We start from the raw sequence: 15,482 nt of genomic DNA, 5'->3' as shown, positions 1-15,482 counted from the left end.
ACGTCACCGGGCGCGGTCAGCACGTCGTACTGGTTCCAGCCGCTGCTGGAGAGAGTCGTGTACGACGTCGACGGCTTGACCGCGGCGTTGCGGCCGGGCTTGTACAGGCGCAGGGCGCCGCTGCTCAGGCGGACCAGGACGTCGTTGCAGCGGTCGCCGCTGAGGTCGCCGAAGGGCACGAACCTCGCGGTCGTCGGCCAGCCGGTGCCGGTGGTCTTCTCGCTGAACTTTCCGGTCCCGGTACCGCTGTGGAACGTCAGGCCGCCGGAGGAGTTCAGGGTGAGCAGGTCGCCCCTGCCGTCCGGGCCGTCGGGGCTGGTGAAGTCGCGGCGTACGGCGGCGCCATGGAGGACGAAGCCCTCGCCGGACTTCACCGTGGCCGGGGCCGAGGTGCCGAGGCCGGTCGCTTTCAGCGTCCAGGTGAACTCGCCGTTGGGGAAGTAACTCCCGCTTGCCGTCCTGCCGTTCCAGGTCGCCGACACCCAGGCCGAGGTCGCACCGCCGGTGATGGTGCGGGTGGCCCTGCCGGTCGCGCCGCTCTGGACCGAGGTGAGGGTGAGGGACCAGGAGGTGACCGGGCGGGAGAGCAGCCAGTGGCCGTGCCAGGGTTCGGACGAGGGAGGTTCCATGACGCCCTCGGTCTCCGTGGAGAAGGCCGTCGGCGCGGACGGCGTGACGCCGGTCGTGGCGACGTGCGTCTGCTCGAACGAGTCGAACCAGGCGACCAGGCCCGTGTACTCGTCCACCGTCCAGCGGTATCGGCGGTCCACCGCGAGTCCGCTGTCCGGCAGGCCGGAGGCGATCACGCGGGTGGTGCCGGTGGCCGCGTCGGTGAGGACCAGCCGGTCGGCGTCGTGGTCGTGGCGGACGGTGAAGCCGTCGCCGAGCAGCACGTCACCGGGCTGTACGGCGACCGAGGTACCGGCCTTGGTGTCGTAGACGCCGGCCGAGGCCGTCCCGCAGGACCAGTACACCCAGCGGCCCGCGGCCTGGAGCTCGCTCGGCACGCAGCCGAGCGAGGGGACCGTGACCGTGGCGAGGGCCTTGTCCTCGGTGAGGCTGTAGGAGGTGAGCTTGCCGGTGGTGGAGGCGCTCCAGAGGGTGGAGCCGTTCAGGGCGGCGGCGCGCACGGAGCGCTTCAGCTTCTGTCCCTGGCCGAACTCGCCGACGTACTGCGCCGGGGTGGAGCCGCCGGAGTTGTAGACGGCGTAGTCGTCGGAGACGTCGACGATCGAGCCGCCCGTGGTGCCGAAGAACGACAGGGGGTTGTAGCCGATGGAGACCAGCCGGTCCGCGTTCTCCAGGCCGCTGCCGCCCTCGTCACCGTCGTAGAACGTGTCGAGGTAGACGTCCTCGGGGTCGGTGCCGTCGAAGTTGCCCCACATCGCCGAGCAGGTGGTGTTCGGGTACGGGCACGTCGGGCTGATCGAAGAGCTTTCCGTGGCGGCGGACGCGGTCAGCTGGGTGCTGCCGTTGGTGGTGAGCGTGCGGACGGACGTGGTGTCCGAGGCGCTGCTCGTGGTGTCCTCCGCGACGCGCAGGCTGCCGCGGCTGAGCGCCAGCCCGGTCTTGGCGTTCTCGTACGGGGGCACCTTGGTCAGCTTCGCCACCTGTGGGGTGCCGTCGGAGCCGAGGCTCACACGCTGCACCCACCAGTCGGCCGCGGTGGTGCCGCCGGTGACGAGGGCGCCGCCGTCCGGGGTGGCCAGCGGGGTGCCGTACGACCCGGGCAGCAGGGTCTTGGTGGTGCCGTCGGTCAGGGAGACGGCTTTGACGCCGGGGGCGCCGGTCAGGACCAGCCAGTCACCGACCAGGACAGGAACGGGGGAGACGGTGGTCTCCTCCCCGGGCACCGGGACCGTCTCCTGGGCGGCGAGGTCGGTGCGCGGCTTGAGGTGCAGACCGGCGGCCTGCGTGTACCAGCCGACGCGGTCGTCGGTCAGCACGACCTCCGGCGGCCTCTCCTCGGACAGGCCGGTGAAGACCGGGGTGAGCTGCGCGGTGGCGAAGTCGAGGTAGCCGACGGTGTACGACGAGAGGTCGCCGTTCTCGTCGCGGGCGGGGTAGGTCAGCAGGGAGCCGTTCTCGTCGCCGGTGAGCGCGAAGTTCCACTCCCAGAACACGTCGGCCGGGTAGCCGGTGACCACGCGGTCGCGCTGCTTGCCGTCGACGAGGTCGACCAGGTGCAGCACATGTCCGTCCAGCTGCTCGCCGTCGACGACGCCGTTCCACTCGACCGTGACGGTCGTGTCGCCGTACGTGCCCACGCGGTCGGCCGACTGGCTCAGGTCGAGGGTCCGCAGGGCGCTGCCGTCCGGGCTCCACAGCGACACCGGGTCGCCGCCGTCGGTCCTGTTCGGCAGCGCCACCGTGTCGGCGGCCTGCCCGAACACGCCCGAGGCACAGCGCTTCTGCTCGTCGTAGCAGCTGGTGGTGGTCGGCGAGTAGACCCCGGACGGTCCCTCGACGGTGACGGTGCTGCCGTCTTCGTAGTCCGTCCAGAACAGGCCGGCGGCCCCCGACTGCCGGTGCAGGAAGCCGGTCTCGCCCGCCGCCAGCAGCCGCTCGGCGCGCCGCAGCTCGGTGCGCGGATCGTCCAGGACGATCTCCGCGGTTCCGGCCGCCGCGGCCGTCGTGGCGGCCTGCGCGGCGCCGCCGCTGTCCTCCGTACCGGAGAACAGGGTGATGGATCCGGCCGCCACGGCGACCGCGAGCGCGGAGACGAGAGCGGCACGACCGCCCCGTCTCGGGGCGTGTCTGCCCACGTGAAGTTCCCTCCCCAACGAGGGCCCCCGCCCTCGCACAAGTGGCCGGATGCTATCAGTGGCCGAACACGGGCGGGGACGGTGTCCGCGCAGGTGAGGAGGGGTCGGCCCAGGCGGATCAGGACGCGCTTCCTCGCGGGGTCCGGATGCGGTCCCGACGCGGGCGCTATGCGGTCCCGATGCGGCCCCGATCAAGTGATCGCCGTCCACCGTCAGTTCAGCTTCCGTACTCGGTCAAGACTTCTCAAAGTCGCTTAAGGGATCTCAAAGAAGCCTCACAGGAAGGTCCCCGACTGTCGTCACATGACCTCAACGGCCGTGCACCAGCTGGTACTGGTGGGCTGCGACCTCGTCGCCATCTCCGTCCTCACCTTCGGCGTGTACTTCCCGCGCCACCACCGCCGGGACCTGGTCACGGCCTTCCTCGGCGTGAACGTCGGCGTGCTCGCTGTGGCGATGACGCTGAGCTCGACGTCGGTCGGGATCGGGCTGGGGATGGGCCTCTTCGGAGTGCTGTCGATCATCCGGCTGCGGTCGTACGAGATCGCCCAGCACGAGATCGCGTACTACTTCTCCGCCCTGGCCATCGGCCTGCTGAACGGGCTTCCGCAGAGCGTGAGCGTCCTGACCGCGAGCCTGACCGTGCTGGTCGTCGCCGCCCTGTACGTCGGCGACCACCCCCGCCTCTACCCCCGCCACCGGCAGCGCAGCCTGCGCCTCGACTCCGCCCACACCGACGAGGACGCCCTGCGCGCGCACCTCGGAGTGCTGCTGGGCGGGCGGGTGGTGAACCTGTCGGTCAAGAACATCGACCTCGTCAACGACACCACACTCGTCGAGGTCCGATACGTGGTTCCCGCGGCGCGGACGGCGGAGGACGTCGGCGTGCCGACCGAGCAGGAGATACGGGCGTGACCGCGCTCGACTCCCTCGGGACGGCCGTCGACACGCTCCGGCCCATCGGGCTCGACGAACTCCTCGCCCGCGCCGAGCTGTTGACCCGCCTGGACCGCAAGTACGTGCTGCCGGTCGTCGACCTCCCCTTCGTGTTCGGCGGCCTGGACGAGGACGTACGCGTTCTGGAGCTGGGCGGCGAGCGGCAGTTCCGTTACCGGTCCGTCTACTTCGACACCCCGGAGCTCGACGGCTACCTGGGCGCCGCCCGGCGCCGCCGCCGGCGCTTCAAGCTCCGCATCCGCACCTACCTCGACTCCGGCGAGCACTTCGTGGAGGTCAAGACGCGGGGCCCGCGCGGTACGACGGTCAAGGACCGCATCCCCCACGACGGTGACGCGCTGCGGCTGAACGCCGACGCCCGGGCGTTCGCCGACGCCGTGCTCGCCGGGGCCGGGATCGACTCCGCGCGCTTCCGCTTCGTGCCCACGCTGACGACGACGTACCGGCGTACCACCCTCTTCCTCCCGGCCACCGGCAGCCGGCTGACCGTCGACACCGGCCTGACCTGGTCGCTCCCCGACGGCACCGCCACCCTGCGCACCCCGGACCGGGCGATCGTCGAGACCAAGGCGGGCCGCGCCGGATCCGACGCCGACCGCCTGCTGTGGTCGCTGAAGCACCGCCCGTGCCCGGTGTCGAAGTACGGCACCGGCCTGGCCGCCCTGCGCCCCGACCTTCCTTCCCACCGCTGGCTGCCCGTACTGCGGCGCCACTTTCCCACCGCACTCGACGGGAGTCCGGCATGAGCAGAAGATCATTGCGTACGAGGGCCGCGAGGGCCTTCGCCTCCACGGTGCTCGGTGCGGCGGCACTGGCCGGATGTTCGGCTTCGGCGGACTCCGAGTCCACCGCCGGCTCGTCGACGGAGAGTTCGGGTACGGCGTCCGCCGCCGTGGCCGGAGCCCAGGGCGCCGCCGCCGTCCTCGCCGCCAACGAGAAGGCGCATGCCGCTGCCGGTGAGGTGGACGCCTCCGATGCCGTGGAGATCGCGCTCGACGGCGACTCTGCCGCCGTGGAGGGCGCGGACGGCTCGGGGGCGAAGGCCGACGGGAGCACGGTCACGATCAGCTCCGGTGGGACGTACCGGATCAGCGGGAAGCTCACCGACGGGCAGATTCTCGTCAACGCCCCTGATCAGACCGTCACCTTGATCCTCGACGGCGTCGACATCTCCAGTTCCTCCGGGGCGGCGATCGCGGCGACCGAGGCGGAGGAGCTCATGGTCGTTCTGGCCGACGGGAGCACGAACACCCTCTCCGACGCCGACTCGTACGCCGAGTCCACCGAGAAGGACGGCGCCAACGCGGCCCTCTTCAGCGCCGGGAACCTGACCGTCCAGGGCGGCGGTTCACTCACCGTGCGCGGCAACGGCAACGACGGCATCGCGAGCAAGGACGGCCTGGTCATCGCGTCCGGCACGGTCACCGTCGAGGCCGCCGACGACGGTATCCGCGGCAAGGACTACCTCGTCGTGCACGGCGGCACGGTCACCGTGGCGGAGGCCGGGGGCGACGGTCTCAAGGCCGACAACACCGAGGACGCGGACGCCGGTTACATCGCCGTGGACGGCGGCACGGTCAAGGTGACCTCCGCGGGCGACGGCGTCGACGCGGCCACCGACCTCGTCGTCACCGGCGGCACGCTGGGCGTACACAGCGAGGCCGCTGACGACACCTCGGCCCACGGCCTGAAGTCGGGGGTCATCACCGTCCTGGAGGACGGCACGGTCGCCGTCGACTCCTCCGCCGACGGCGTGCACAGCGACGCCGCCGTGCACCTGAGCGGGGCCGCGGTCACGATCGCCGCCGGGGACGACGGCGTACACGCGGAGGGCGACCTGGTCGTCGACGGCGGCACGGTGAAGGTCACGCGGTCGAACGAGGGGCTGGAGGGGAAGGACATCGCGATCGGCGGTGGCTCGACGGACATCACCTCCTCCGACGACGGGGTGAACGCGTCCGGCGGGACGACGACCGAGGAGGGCGGCGGCGGCCGCGGAGGCGGACAGGCCGCGGGGGACTACACGCTCAAGGTCTCCGGCGGCACCCTGGTCATCAACGCCGACGGCGACGGCTTCGACTCCAACGGCACCGCCGAGATCACCGGCGGCACGCTCGTCGTCAACGGCCCCGAACAGGGCGGCAACGGCGCGCTCGACGTCAACGGCAGCTTCACCGTCAGCGGCGGTGTGCTGCTCGCCGCGGGCAGCGCGGGCATGGCCGTCGCACCCGACAGCGAGTCCGGGCAGGGCTGGGTGTCGGCGACGCTCGACTCGACGGTCGACGCGGGGACGACGCTGCAGGTCGTGGACGCCGACGGGAAGGTCGTGGCGACGTACGTCACCTCCAAGGCGATTCAGAACGTCGTGTTCTCGTCCTCCGCGGTCAAGAGCGGGGAGGAGTACCGGATATACGCCGGCGGATCGGCGTCGGAGGCGAACACGGGCGGCCTGGCGAAGTCCGGCGACCTCGGCTCGGCGGAGGAGATCGCGACGGTGACGGCGGGGGAGGCGCCGGAGGGCGGGTTCGGGGGTGGGCGGAGGTAGGAGGTACCGGGGGGCGGCCGTGAGGGTGACGTCTCATGAATTTCTGTCCCCCCGGCAACCCTTGTGATCCCGGCGGCCACTGAGGAGTCGGAAGCCCCGTTCACCGGAGCTTCACGGACAACACGTGCGGCACACAGCATGTGCGGCACACGAACACATAAGGACTCCTCCGTGGCAGCCACCACCCACCGCCGGTCCCTCCGCTTACGGCGCACGCTCGTCGCCTCCACCGCCGTCCTCGCGGCCGGGGCCGGCGCCGGTGTCTTCGTGATGAACGCGAACGCCGATGCCGTCGACCTGTACCACCAGACGCTCGCCGCCAAGAACGGCTGGGCGTCCTCCGGCACCGGCACGACCGGTGGCGCGAAGGCCGACTCCGCGCACACCTTCACGGTCAGCACCCGCGCCCAGCTGGTGAAGGCGCTCGGCTCCGCCACCGACACCACCCCCCGCATCATCAAGATCAAGGGCACGATCGACGCCAACACCAACGACGCGGGCAAGAAGCTGACCTGCGCGGACTACGCGTCGGGCACGGGCTACTCGCTGGCCTCGTACCTGAAGGCGTACGACCCCGCCTCCTACGGCAAGAAGGCACCGTCGGGCACGCAGGAGACGGCCCGCGCCGCGGCCCAGACCAAGCAGAAGAAGAACATCGTCTTCAGGGTGCCCGCCAACACCAGCATCGTGGGCGTCCCGGGCACGGCGGCCGGGATCAAGGGCGGCAGCCTCCAGGTGCAGAACGTGGACAACGTCATCATCCGCAACCTCACCTTCTCCGCCACCGAGGACTGCTTCCCGCAGTGGGACCCGACGGACGGCTCGGCGGGCGAGTGGAACTCCAACTACGACTCCGTCACCCTGCGCGGGGCGACCCACGTGTGGGCCGACCACAACACCTTCACCGACGCCCCGTTCTTCGACAGCGCGGAGAAGACGTACTTCGGCCGCAAGTACCAGGTCCACGACGGCGCCCTCGACATCACCAACGGCTCCGACCTCGTGACCGTGGAGCGCAACCAGTTCACCAACCACGACAAGACCATGCTGATCGGCAGCAGCGACACCGACAGCGTCGGCAAGCTGCGCGTCTCCATCCACCACAACGTCTGGAAGGGCATCGTCCAGCGCGCCCCGCTGGCCCGCATCGGCCAGATCCACATCTACAACAACGTCTACGACACGACGTCGCTGAACGGCTACGCCGCCAAGTACAGCATCGACTCCCGCGCCAAGGCCCAGGTCGTCGCCGAGCACAACTACTTCAAGCTGCCGTCCGGCGCGAAGGTCGCGAAGCTCCTCAGCGGCGACGGCACGGGTTCGGTCGCGGGCGGCGGCAACCTGGTCAACGGGACGGCCACGGACGTCGTCGCCGCGTACAACGCCGCGGGCTCGAAGAAGCTGAAGACGACGGTGAACTGGAAGCCGACGCTCACGGCGGGACTGGAGACGTCGGCGAAGAACCTGCTGACGGGGCTGGTGACGACTGCGGGGGCGGGAGCGCTGAAGTAGGGCGCCGACTGAGGGCAGCGGGGCCGGGAAGCGCTCGGCTTCCTGGCCCCACCTGCTCTCTTCTGTCTCTCGACTCGCTGGACCTGGCCCGAGAGGTCAGCCACGCCAGGCCGAGACCACGTCCCGCGCCCCCCACATGAGCCCGACCGCGTCCTCGGTCACCGCCCCGGTCGCACCGGAGAGCGATACGACGGCGAGACCGGTGGTACCCGGTGTGAAGCCGGGTACCTGGGCGGCACCCTGCACGAGGGCGGTCAGGTCGTGCTGGTCGAAGGGGGAGGCGAGCCACTTCACGGAGCCGGCGAAGAAGACCGTGCCCGCCACGGGCGAGCGGTCGGCACCGATGAGATCGATCTCCGGTGAGAACTGCCGGTTCCACCAGCCGCCGACGACCTCCGTGTCGGGCCAGGGGAACTCTCCCGTAGCCGCTGCCAGTTCCAGCGCCTGTCGGACCAGGGGCTCGACGGCCCTTCCCCGCCAGGCCGCCCACCGTCGCTCGACCACCCGGTACGCGGACTCGGGACGACCGCGCCGGGACAGCTCCTGCGCGGAGCGCATCGCGGCGAGGTAGAGACGCAGATTGCTGTCGGCCACGCGGTAGAGAGCCGGTTTGCCGGGCTGGGCGGAGAGCGGCGGGTCCGATACGAGGGCCCGCTTCTCGTCGGTGAGGCGTCGCAGCAGCGGGGACAGTATTCCGGAAGGCAGGGCGCCGCTCTGGCTGCCGGCTGTCGCGGCGATGTTGGCGTGCGTGCGGTCGCCGCTGCCCACCGCCTCAAGGACACGGCGCGCCTGGTCCGGCGCCGGGAACTCGGCCATCAGCGCCGCTTCCGGGACACCGAAGAGCGGCGAGGCCGGGTCGGCGCACTCCGTCCTGACGAAGTCGAGCGCCGGGGTGCCGTGCGGCCAGGCCCGCAGGATGCCCGGCAGTCCGCCGGACACCAGGTGCGCGTCGATGGCCTCTGCCGCGTCCAGCCCGAGCGCGCTTCCCGCCTCGGCCGGATTGAGCGGACCGAGCACGAAGGAGTCGGCCCGGCCGTAGAAGGGTCGGTCGTACGCGGTGAACCGCTCCATCATGTGCAGATCACTGCCGAGCAGCAGCAGAAGTACGGGCCGACCGGACAGCAACCGGTCCCAGGAGGTCTGCAGCGCGCCGTCGAACACGTTGTCCTGCTCCGAGAGCCAGGGCAGTTCGTCGATGACGACGATGCTGGGCGAGGCGGGCAGCACGGCGGCGAGGGCACGGAAGGCATCGGGCCAGTTCGTGGGCGCGGTCTCAGGCACGAGTTCCGGATCGGCCGCGAGAGAGGACTGACGCAGCTCCGCCATGAAGTCAGCGATGCCTTCCACGGGGGACGCGCCCTTGGTCGCGGTGAAGAAGACGTACGGCCGCCCGGCGCGGTCGCAGAACTCCTGCACGAGCCTTGACTTCCCGACCTGACGCCGCCCCCTTATGGCGACCGCGACTCCGGCGCCGTCGGCGGCGACCCGATCGAGACGCTTGTGAAGGAGGGCAAGCTCGGCTCGGCGGCCTACGAAAGGGGCGGGCATGACACCTCCTGGGTATGTAGATTCATTCTACGTAGATTGGTTCTACATAACCAGGAGGATTAGGCCGACTTGTCCCAGGGTGCTGTACCGGCCCGCATTCAAGCGGGGGAACGAGTCAGGTTTGAGCGGGGCCGGCGGCAGGGTCTTCGGTGAACAGGTCCTCGGCTGCGGTGGCGGTCAGGGAGCGGTCGAACCAGAGGGTAAGGGTGTCGAGGTCGGTGCAGGAGGTGATGCACTCGCGGATGTCCTCGGAGACGTGGATGGCGTGCTTCTCCAGCACGCGCAGGATCAGCGTGGCGCGATCCTCAGCCCGGCCCGCAGCCCGGCCCGCAGCCTGGCCCTCCGCCTTGCCCTCCAGGTACGTCTCCTCGAACAGCGTCCCGTGGCCGGGGAAGTGGGTGGTGTAGCCCTTCATCAGCGTTCTCCATTTCTCCTTGGTCGGCGTGTCCTCCAGGCCGACTTCCACCACCTCGAACCAGTACGCCGTGGTGGGCGGGTCGAATGACAGGAGGCCGCGGGCCACCGTTTCCAGTATGGCGGGCGCCGTCCGGTCCTCGCTATGAACGATGGCCGAGAGCGCGGCCAGTCCCGGCTGCCGGGTCACCATCGACTCGTCGGTGACCTTCGGGACGGTCTCCGGTCCCAGTACGAACGGGCGTGTGACCTGGGTTGTCCAGGGGCCCACGGCACACTCGAAGGGCCCGGCCGCCCAGGCCGCCGTGGGCCGGTCCCTGCAGACCGCCACGAGCAGCACCGGCATGTCGTACTTCGCGCGCAGGTGTGCGACGTAGTACGCCCAGCTCTTCGCCTTGTCCGGATGCTTCTTGGTCTGGGCCTCGATGGCGACCAGGAAGCTCTCGCCCATCTCGGGTTCGAACTTGAGCACCGTGTCCACGCGGCGTTCCAGCGGCCGGATCTCCGTGGCGTCGGGCGTGAGTGTGTCGAAGTCCGACTTCGAGGGTGGCGGGATTCCCAGTGCCTCGAAGACGAGTGTGAGGGTCTCCGGATGCTCCTGGAAGAGCCGGTGGGAGGCCTCGTGGGTTGATGTGACCATGTGCGCAACCTAGGTGGATCAAGGGGCGGAGTGTCCGGCCGATTTGGGTACGTTCGCTCTTTCGAGGTACGGAGGAACGTTCAGGCCGCGGCGGACAGTTCGCACCAGACGTACTTGCCCCGGCTGCCGTTTCTGGCCAGCGGCTGCCAGCCCCAGAGGTCGGCGCAGGCGCGGACCAGGGCGAGACCGCGACCGTTCTCCGCGTTGGTGAGGTCCGCCAAGTCGTTCGGCGGGGGCGGGGGTTCGGGGTCTGCGTCCCAGGCGCCGATCCGCAGTACGCCTGCCGACCATCGGACGCGGAGGGTCGCCGGTCCCTTCGTGTGGAGTACGGCGTTGGCGACCAGCTCGGTGGCCAGGAGTTCGGCAGTGTCCGCGAGGCGGATCAGGCCGTGCAGGGTGAGGATCAGGCGGAGGGTGCGGCGGCAGACGGTGACGGCGCGGGGGTCGTGCGGGATGGAGAGGGTGTATTCCCAGGGTTCGGGGGTGGGGTGGGGTTGGGTTTCGGGCATGGTGAACTCCAAGTAGTGGTGGGGTAGTTGATGGTTCGCTGCGGGGTGGGCGGTGGCTCCGTCGCTCCCGTCATGGCATGGCGGGGCGGTGCGCTTCCGGTGGTCCCGGGTTCCGCAGTGTGTGCGTCACGTCACTGACGGTAGAGTGAAAAATTAGCCTGGCGCAACTCGTTGTCGTAATCTGGTCACTCGATGTCATGGAGCGGGGAGGCTTGGGTGCCACGTAAGCAGCCGACGGTGCGACAGGAACGGCTCGGGCGGGAGCTGCGCAAACTACGGGAGGCTGCAGGGCTCTCGGCCCGGGAGGCGGCCCAGATGCTGGGAACGATCTCGGTGACGATGAGCCGGATCGAGTCGGGCGTCACCGGCGTCAGTGAGACGCGGGTGCGGCGGATGGCAACTCAGTACGCCTGTGCGGACCGGGAGTTGATCGACGCGTTGGTGGAGTTGGCAACGGACCGGTCTCGGGGCTGGTGGGAGGAATACCGGGACGTGTTGGGGCCGGCCTTCCTGGACTTGGCCGAACTGGAGCATCACGCGCGCTTCCTTCGGGTGATCGCGACGGCTCATGTGCCCGGGCTGCTCCAGACCGAGGACTACGCGCGGGCTGTGTTCAGATACTGGGTCCCGGAACTACCTGAGAGTGAGCAAGAGTTGAGGGTCGCGTACCGCATGCGGCGCCGAACAGTCCTCTCGCGGGAGGAAGCGGCTCCGTACGAGGTCATCCTGCACGAGCCCGTTCTGCGTACCCGCGTCGCGGACCGGCAGGTTGCGCGCGAGCAACTCGACGAACTGCTACGGCAGTCGGAGCGGCCGAACGTCTCTCTCAGGGTAGTTCCCTTCGACGTCGACGGATTCGGCGGAGCGAGCTCCTCCATGGTGTACGCGGGCGGACGCGTGCCCGCCTTGGACACGGTGCAGCGGGACACCCCCTATGGATCAGCGTTCCAGGATGCCGCCGCACAGCTCCACGCAATGCGAACACTCTTCCGTAAGGTGGAGTCGGCGTCCCTCGATCCAGCCCGGTCGCGGGACTTCATCCACCGTCTGGCGAAGGAGCTGTAAGACGTGATCCAGTGGCAGAAGTCCACGTACTCCGGCGGCGCCGAGGGCAACGAATGCGTCGAACTCGCCAACGCCGACGACTCGCTGCTTCTCCGCGAGAGCGACGACCCCGACCGAATACTCCAGGTCACCCAGAACGGCCTCGCCGGCCTCCTCGGCCACCTGCGCCTCAGGTGACGTACCGGCCGTCCCACGGTTCGCCGAATTCCAGGCGGTCGGGGTAGAGCTCGGCCCAGGTCTCGCCGTCCTCCTCGCGGATCACCAGGCCGAAGCGGACGCCGTCGACGGTGAGCTGGAAGGGGCGGATGGCGATGTCCGTGTAGGCGCGGCGGGGGAGGCTGCGGAGGAGTTTGGCCAGGTGGATGCGGGCGCGGCCGAGGACGGAGTCGTTGCCGTGCGGGGCGCGCTGTTGCTCGGCCCAGGTGCCGGCGCACCAGATTTCCGAGTCGCGGTAGTGGCCCTCGGCGTCGAAGGTGTGGAGTGCCACGTAGAGACGTTTGTGCTCTTCCCAGCCCTCGTCGGGACGGAAGCCTTCGGGGAAAGCGTACGAGATCGACGCAAGGAACTGACCGTCCGCGTACCGGCCGATGGACTCGGTGTGACGCCTGGGCATGTAGGCGATCGGAATGACCTCGGGTACTGCCATTGCCATGGCGGAAACCATACGGGTGGACGTGGACATGCAGGTAGGGGGTACGGGTAGGCCGAGGGCCCGGGAAGCAGCCTTTCCGCTTCCCGGGCCCCGTGCCGCGCGCGTGCGCTACGCCGTCGGCTTAGCGCGCGTGCGCTACGCCGTCGGCTTCTCCTCCAGGCGGGGGAAGAGAACCGCGCCCTTGGTGACCGTCGTGCCGACCGGGAGCCTGCCCCAGTCGCCCGCCTCCTGGACCCTCTGGTCCGCGAGGGCGCCGAGGGACGTCTCCGCGCCCAGGGAGTCCCAGAGCTTCTGGGAGGTGTCCGGCATGATCGGGTTCAGGAGGACCGCCACCGCGCGCAGGGACTCGGCGGCCGTGTAGAGGATCGTCGCCAGGCGGGCCTTGCCCTCGTCACTGGTGTCCTTCGCGACCTTCCACGGCTCCTGCTCCGTGATGTAGCCGTTGACCTGCTTGACGAAGTCGAAGACGGCGAGGATGCCGCCCTGGAAGTCCAGCTCGTCGCCGATCTTCCGGTCGGCTTCCGCGACCGCCTTCGCCAGGCCGTCCTGGACCGCCTTCTCCGCCTCGCCGGATGCCGTCGCCTCGGGCAGGGCGCCGCCGAAGTACTTGCCGACCATCGCCGCGAGGCGGGAGGCGAGGTTGCCGTAGTCGTTCGCCAGCTCGCTGGTGTAGCGGGCCGAGAAGTCCTCCCACGAGAAGGAGCCGTCCTGGCCGAAGGCGATCGCGCGCAGGAAGTACCAGCGGTACGCGTCCACGCCGAAGTGCGAGGTCAGGTCCTGCGGCTTGATGCCCGTCAGGTTGGACTTGCTCATCTTCTCGCCGCCGACCATCAGCCAGCCGTTCGCCGCGATCTTGCCAGGCAGCGGGAGGCCCTGCGCCATCAGCATCGCGGGCCAGATGATCGCGTGGAAGCGGAGGATGTCCTTGCCCACGAGGTGGACGTCGGCGGGGAAGGTGCTCTCGAACTTCGCCGGGTTCTCGTTGTAGCCGACCGCCGTCGCGTAGTTCAGGAGCGCGTCGATCCACACGTAGATGACGTGCTTGTCGTCCCACGGGACCGGGACGCCCCAGTCGAAGGTGGAGCGGGAGATGGAGAGGTCCTGCAGGCCCTGGCGTACGAAGTTCACGACCTCGTTGCGGGCCGACTCGGGCTGGATGAAGCCGGGGTTGGCCTCGTAGTGGGCGAGGAGCTTCTCGCCGTACTCGCTGAGCTTGAAGAAGTAGTTCTCCTCCTTGAGGATCTCCACCGGCTTCTTGTGGATGGCACACAGCTTCGTGCCGTCCTCGGCCTCGATGAGGTCGCCGGGGAGCTTGTACTCCTCGCAGCCCACGCAGTACGGGCCCTCGTAGCCGCCCTTGTAGATCTCGCCCTTGTCGTGGAGATCCTGGACGAACTCCTGGACGCGGTCCGTGTGACGCTTCTCCGTCGTACGGATGAAGTCGTCGTTCGCGATCTCCAGGTGCTCCCAGAGGGGCTTCCATGCCTCGTTGACGAGCTTGTCCGCCCACTCCTGGGGGCTGACGCCGTTCGCCTCCGCGGTGCGCATGATCTTCTGACCGTGCTCGTCCGTGCCGGTGAGGTACCACACCTTCTCGCCGCGCTGACGGTGCCAGCGCGTGAGCACGTCGCCTGCGACGGTCGTGTAGGCGTGGCCCAGGTGAGGAGCGTCGTTGACGTAGTAAATGGGGGTCGAGACGTAGTACGCCTTCGCCCCCTGCTTCTCGGATCCAGTGGCCGCCATGCCCGAAATCCTACTGGGCGCGTGAAGATCGACTCACATGCGTTTCGGGGGGTGGAACCGGGTCGGCTGTCCACCCCCCGAAGGGGCGATGCTACGGGCGCCAGGTGGCCAGTACGCCTTCGTAGAGCTCGGTGTCCGTGAGCTCTCGGGGGGTCGGTCCCGCGAGGAAGTAGGACGTGTTGTCGGTCTTCAGCTTGCGGAGGTAGTCGAAGGCCTTGTTGTCGGGCTCACCGAAGGCGACGAAGGAGAAGAACACGGTGGGGTGGTTCTTCGCGGCGTCCGTGAGGGACTGGGTGGCGGGGGTCTTCGCGTCGGGGGCGCCGTCGGTCTGGAAGACGACGAGGGCGGGGGTGCCGGGGGCTTCCTTGTCGTGGTGGGTGACGATCGCTTCGACCGCGGCGTGGTAGCTGGTACGGCCCATGCGGCCGAGGCCGGCGTGCAGCTCGTCGATCTTGTTGTCGTGGTCGGTGAGGGTCAGCTCGCCGGTGCCGTCCACTTCCGTGGAGAAGAAGACGACGTGGACCTTGGACTCCGGGTCCATGTGCGCCGCGAGGGCGAGGGTCTGCTCGCCGAGGGCTTGGGCGGAGCCGTCCTTGTAGTACGGGCGCATGCTCGCGGAGCGGTCGAGGACGAGGTAGACCTTCGCGCGGGTGCCGGTGAGGTTCTTGGCCTTGAGGGTGGTTTCGGCTGCGGTGTATGCCGTGCGGAGGGTGGCTGGTACGGCCTCGGCTTCGCCTTCGGCCTTGGTGTTCCCACCCGCACCACCCGTACCACTTTCGTCGTCGACTGCGGGTGGCCCCTGTGGGGCGTCCTCGCCGTCGGCGGCGAGCGGTTCGGGGGTGGAGATCGGCTCGGGGGCGGGGGCGGGGGTGGTATCGGCGGTCGGCTCGGGCTCGGGGGTCGCCTCGACCTCGGGGGTCACCTCTGCGACTGGCTCCGGCTCCGGCTCGGGCTCGGGCTCGACGACCGGCTCGGGCTCCGGCGTCACCTCGACGGTCGGCTCCGGCTCGGGGGCGACCTCCGCCACCGGCTCCGGGGCAGGCGTCACCTCGGCAACCGGCTCGGGGGCGACCTCGATGACCGGCTCGGGCTCGGGCTCGGGAGTGACCTCTGCGACCGGTTCCGGCTCGGG

At 69.6% G+C, this 15,482-nt stretch carries 13 protein-coding genes; 6 read left to right on the top strand and 7 right to left on the bottom strand.

What is annotated here, in order from left to right:
- Positions 1-2,765 (bottom strand): hypothetical protein (locus AC5P09_RS43200; protein WP_493879168.1); only part of this gene is annotated, 2,765 nt, incomplete at its 3' end.
- A 303-nt stretch (positions 2,766-3,068) separates the two neighbouring features.
- Between AC5P09_RS43200 and AC5P09_RS43195 the strand changes: the two genes are divergently transcribed.
- The 4 genes from AC5P09_RS43195 (at position 3,069) to AC5P09_RS43180 (ending at position 7,779) form a co-directional block, all read left to right on the top strand.
- Positions 3,069-3,680: a DUF4956 domain-containing protein gene (locus tag AC5P09_RS43195; RefSeq protein ID WP_493879167.1), complete on the top strand. Its 612-nt coding sequence runs from the start codon at positions 3,069-3,071 to the stop codon at positions 3,678-3,680.
- Entirely contained in the window at positions 3,677-4,468 is a 792-nt protein-coding gene (locus AC5P09_RS43190; RefSeq protein WP_493879166.1) for a VTC domain-containing protein, read from the top strand. The genes AC5P09_RS43195 and AC5P09_RS43190 overlap by 4 nt, the downstream gene beginning before the upstream one ends.
- Entirely contained in the window at positions 4,465-6,267 is a 1,803-nt protein-coding gene (locus AC5P09_RS43185; RefSeq protein ID WP_493879165.1) for a carbohydrate-binding domain-containing protein, read from the top strand. The genes AC5P09_RS43190 and AC5P09_RS43185 overlap by 4 nt, the downstream gene beginning before the upstream one ends.
- 171 nt (positions 6,268-6,438) lie before the next feature.
- On the top strand, positions 6,439-7,779 hold the full coding sequence (locus AC5P09_RS43180; RefSeq protein ID WP_493879164.1) for a pectate lyase family protein: 1,341 nt from the start codon (positions 6,439-6,441) through the stop codon (positions 7,777-7,779).
- Between the two features lie 96 nt (positions 7,780-7,875).
- Here AC5P09_RS43180 and AC5P09_RS43175 read toward each other — a convergent pair whose 3' ends face one another.
- The 3 genes from AC5P09_RS43175 to AC5P09_RS43165 form a co-directional block, all read right to left on the bottom strand.
- Complete coding sequence (locus AC5P09_RS43175) at positions 7,876-9,327, bottom strand: ATP-binding protein (RefSeq protein WP_493879163.1); 1,452 nt, start codon at positions 9,325-9,327, stop codon at positions 7,876-7,878.
- Positions 9,328-9,442: 115 nt separating this feature from the next.
- Entirely contained in the window at positions 9,443-10,381 is a 939-nt protein-coding gene (locus AC5P09_RS43170) for a hypothetical protein (RefSeq protein ID WP_493879162.1), read from the bottom strand.
- A gap of 80 nt (positions 10,382-10,461) precedes the next feature.
- Complete coding sequence (locus AC5P09_RS43165; protein WP_493879161.1) at positions 10,462-10,890, bottom strand: ATP-binding protein; 429 nt, start codon at positions 10,888-10,890, stop codon at positions 10,462-10,464.
- A 192-nt stretch (positions 10,891-11,082) separates the two neighbouring features.
- Between AC5P09_RS43165 and AC5P09_RS43160 the strand changes: the two genes are divergently transcribed.
- Together AC5P09_RS43160 and AC5P09_RS43155 are read left to right on the top strand one after the other, a co-directional pair.
- Positions 11,083-11,955 (top strand): helix-turn-helix domain-containing protein, encoded by an 873-nt coding sequence (locus AC5P09_RS43160; protein ID WP_493879160.1) that lies wholly within the window; start codon positions 11,083-11,085, stop codon positions 11,953-11,955.
- A gap of 3 nt (positions 11,956-11,958) precedes the next feature.
- Positions 11,959-12,132 carry a DUF397 domain-containing protein gene (locus tag AC5P09_RS43155; RefSeq protein WP_493879159.1) on the top strand — a complete coding sequence of 58 codons (174 nt, stop codon included), beginning with the start codon at positions 11,959-11,961 and terminating at the stop codon, positions 12,130-12,132.
- Here the strand turns inward: AC5P09_RS43155 and AC5P09_RS43150 are convergent.
- From AC5P09_RS43150 to AC5P09_RS43140, 3 genes are all read right to left on the bottom strand, one after another.
- On the bottom strand, positions 12,125-12,601 hold the full coding sequence (locus AC5P09_RS43150; RefSeq protein WP_493879171.1) for a hypothetical protein: 477 nt from the start codon (positions 12,599-12,601) through the stop codon (positions 12,125-12,127). The two genes, AC5P09_RS43155 and AC5P09_RS43150, sit on opposite strands and share 8 nt — an antisense overlap.
- 141 nt (positions 12,602-12,742) lie before the next feature.
- Positions 12,743-14,350: a methionine--tRNA ligase gene (metG, locus tag AC5P09_RS43145; protein ID WP_307676119.1), complete on the bottom strand. Its 1,608-nt coding sequence runs from the start codon at positions 14,348-14,350 to the stop codon at positions 12,743-12,745.
- 91 nt (positions 14,351-14,441) lie between these two features.
- A partial coding sequence (locus AC5P09_RS43140) for a VWA domain-containing protein (protein ID WP_493879158.1) occupies positions 14,442-15,482 on the bottom strand: 1,041 nt, incomplete at its 5' end.

Source organism: Streptomyces sp. a15, from assembly GCF_059026085.1.
The sequence above is the reverse complement of the archived record's forward strand: the minus strand, read 5'-3'. Positions and strand labels throughout refer to the sequence as shown.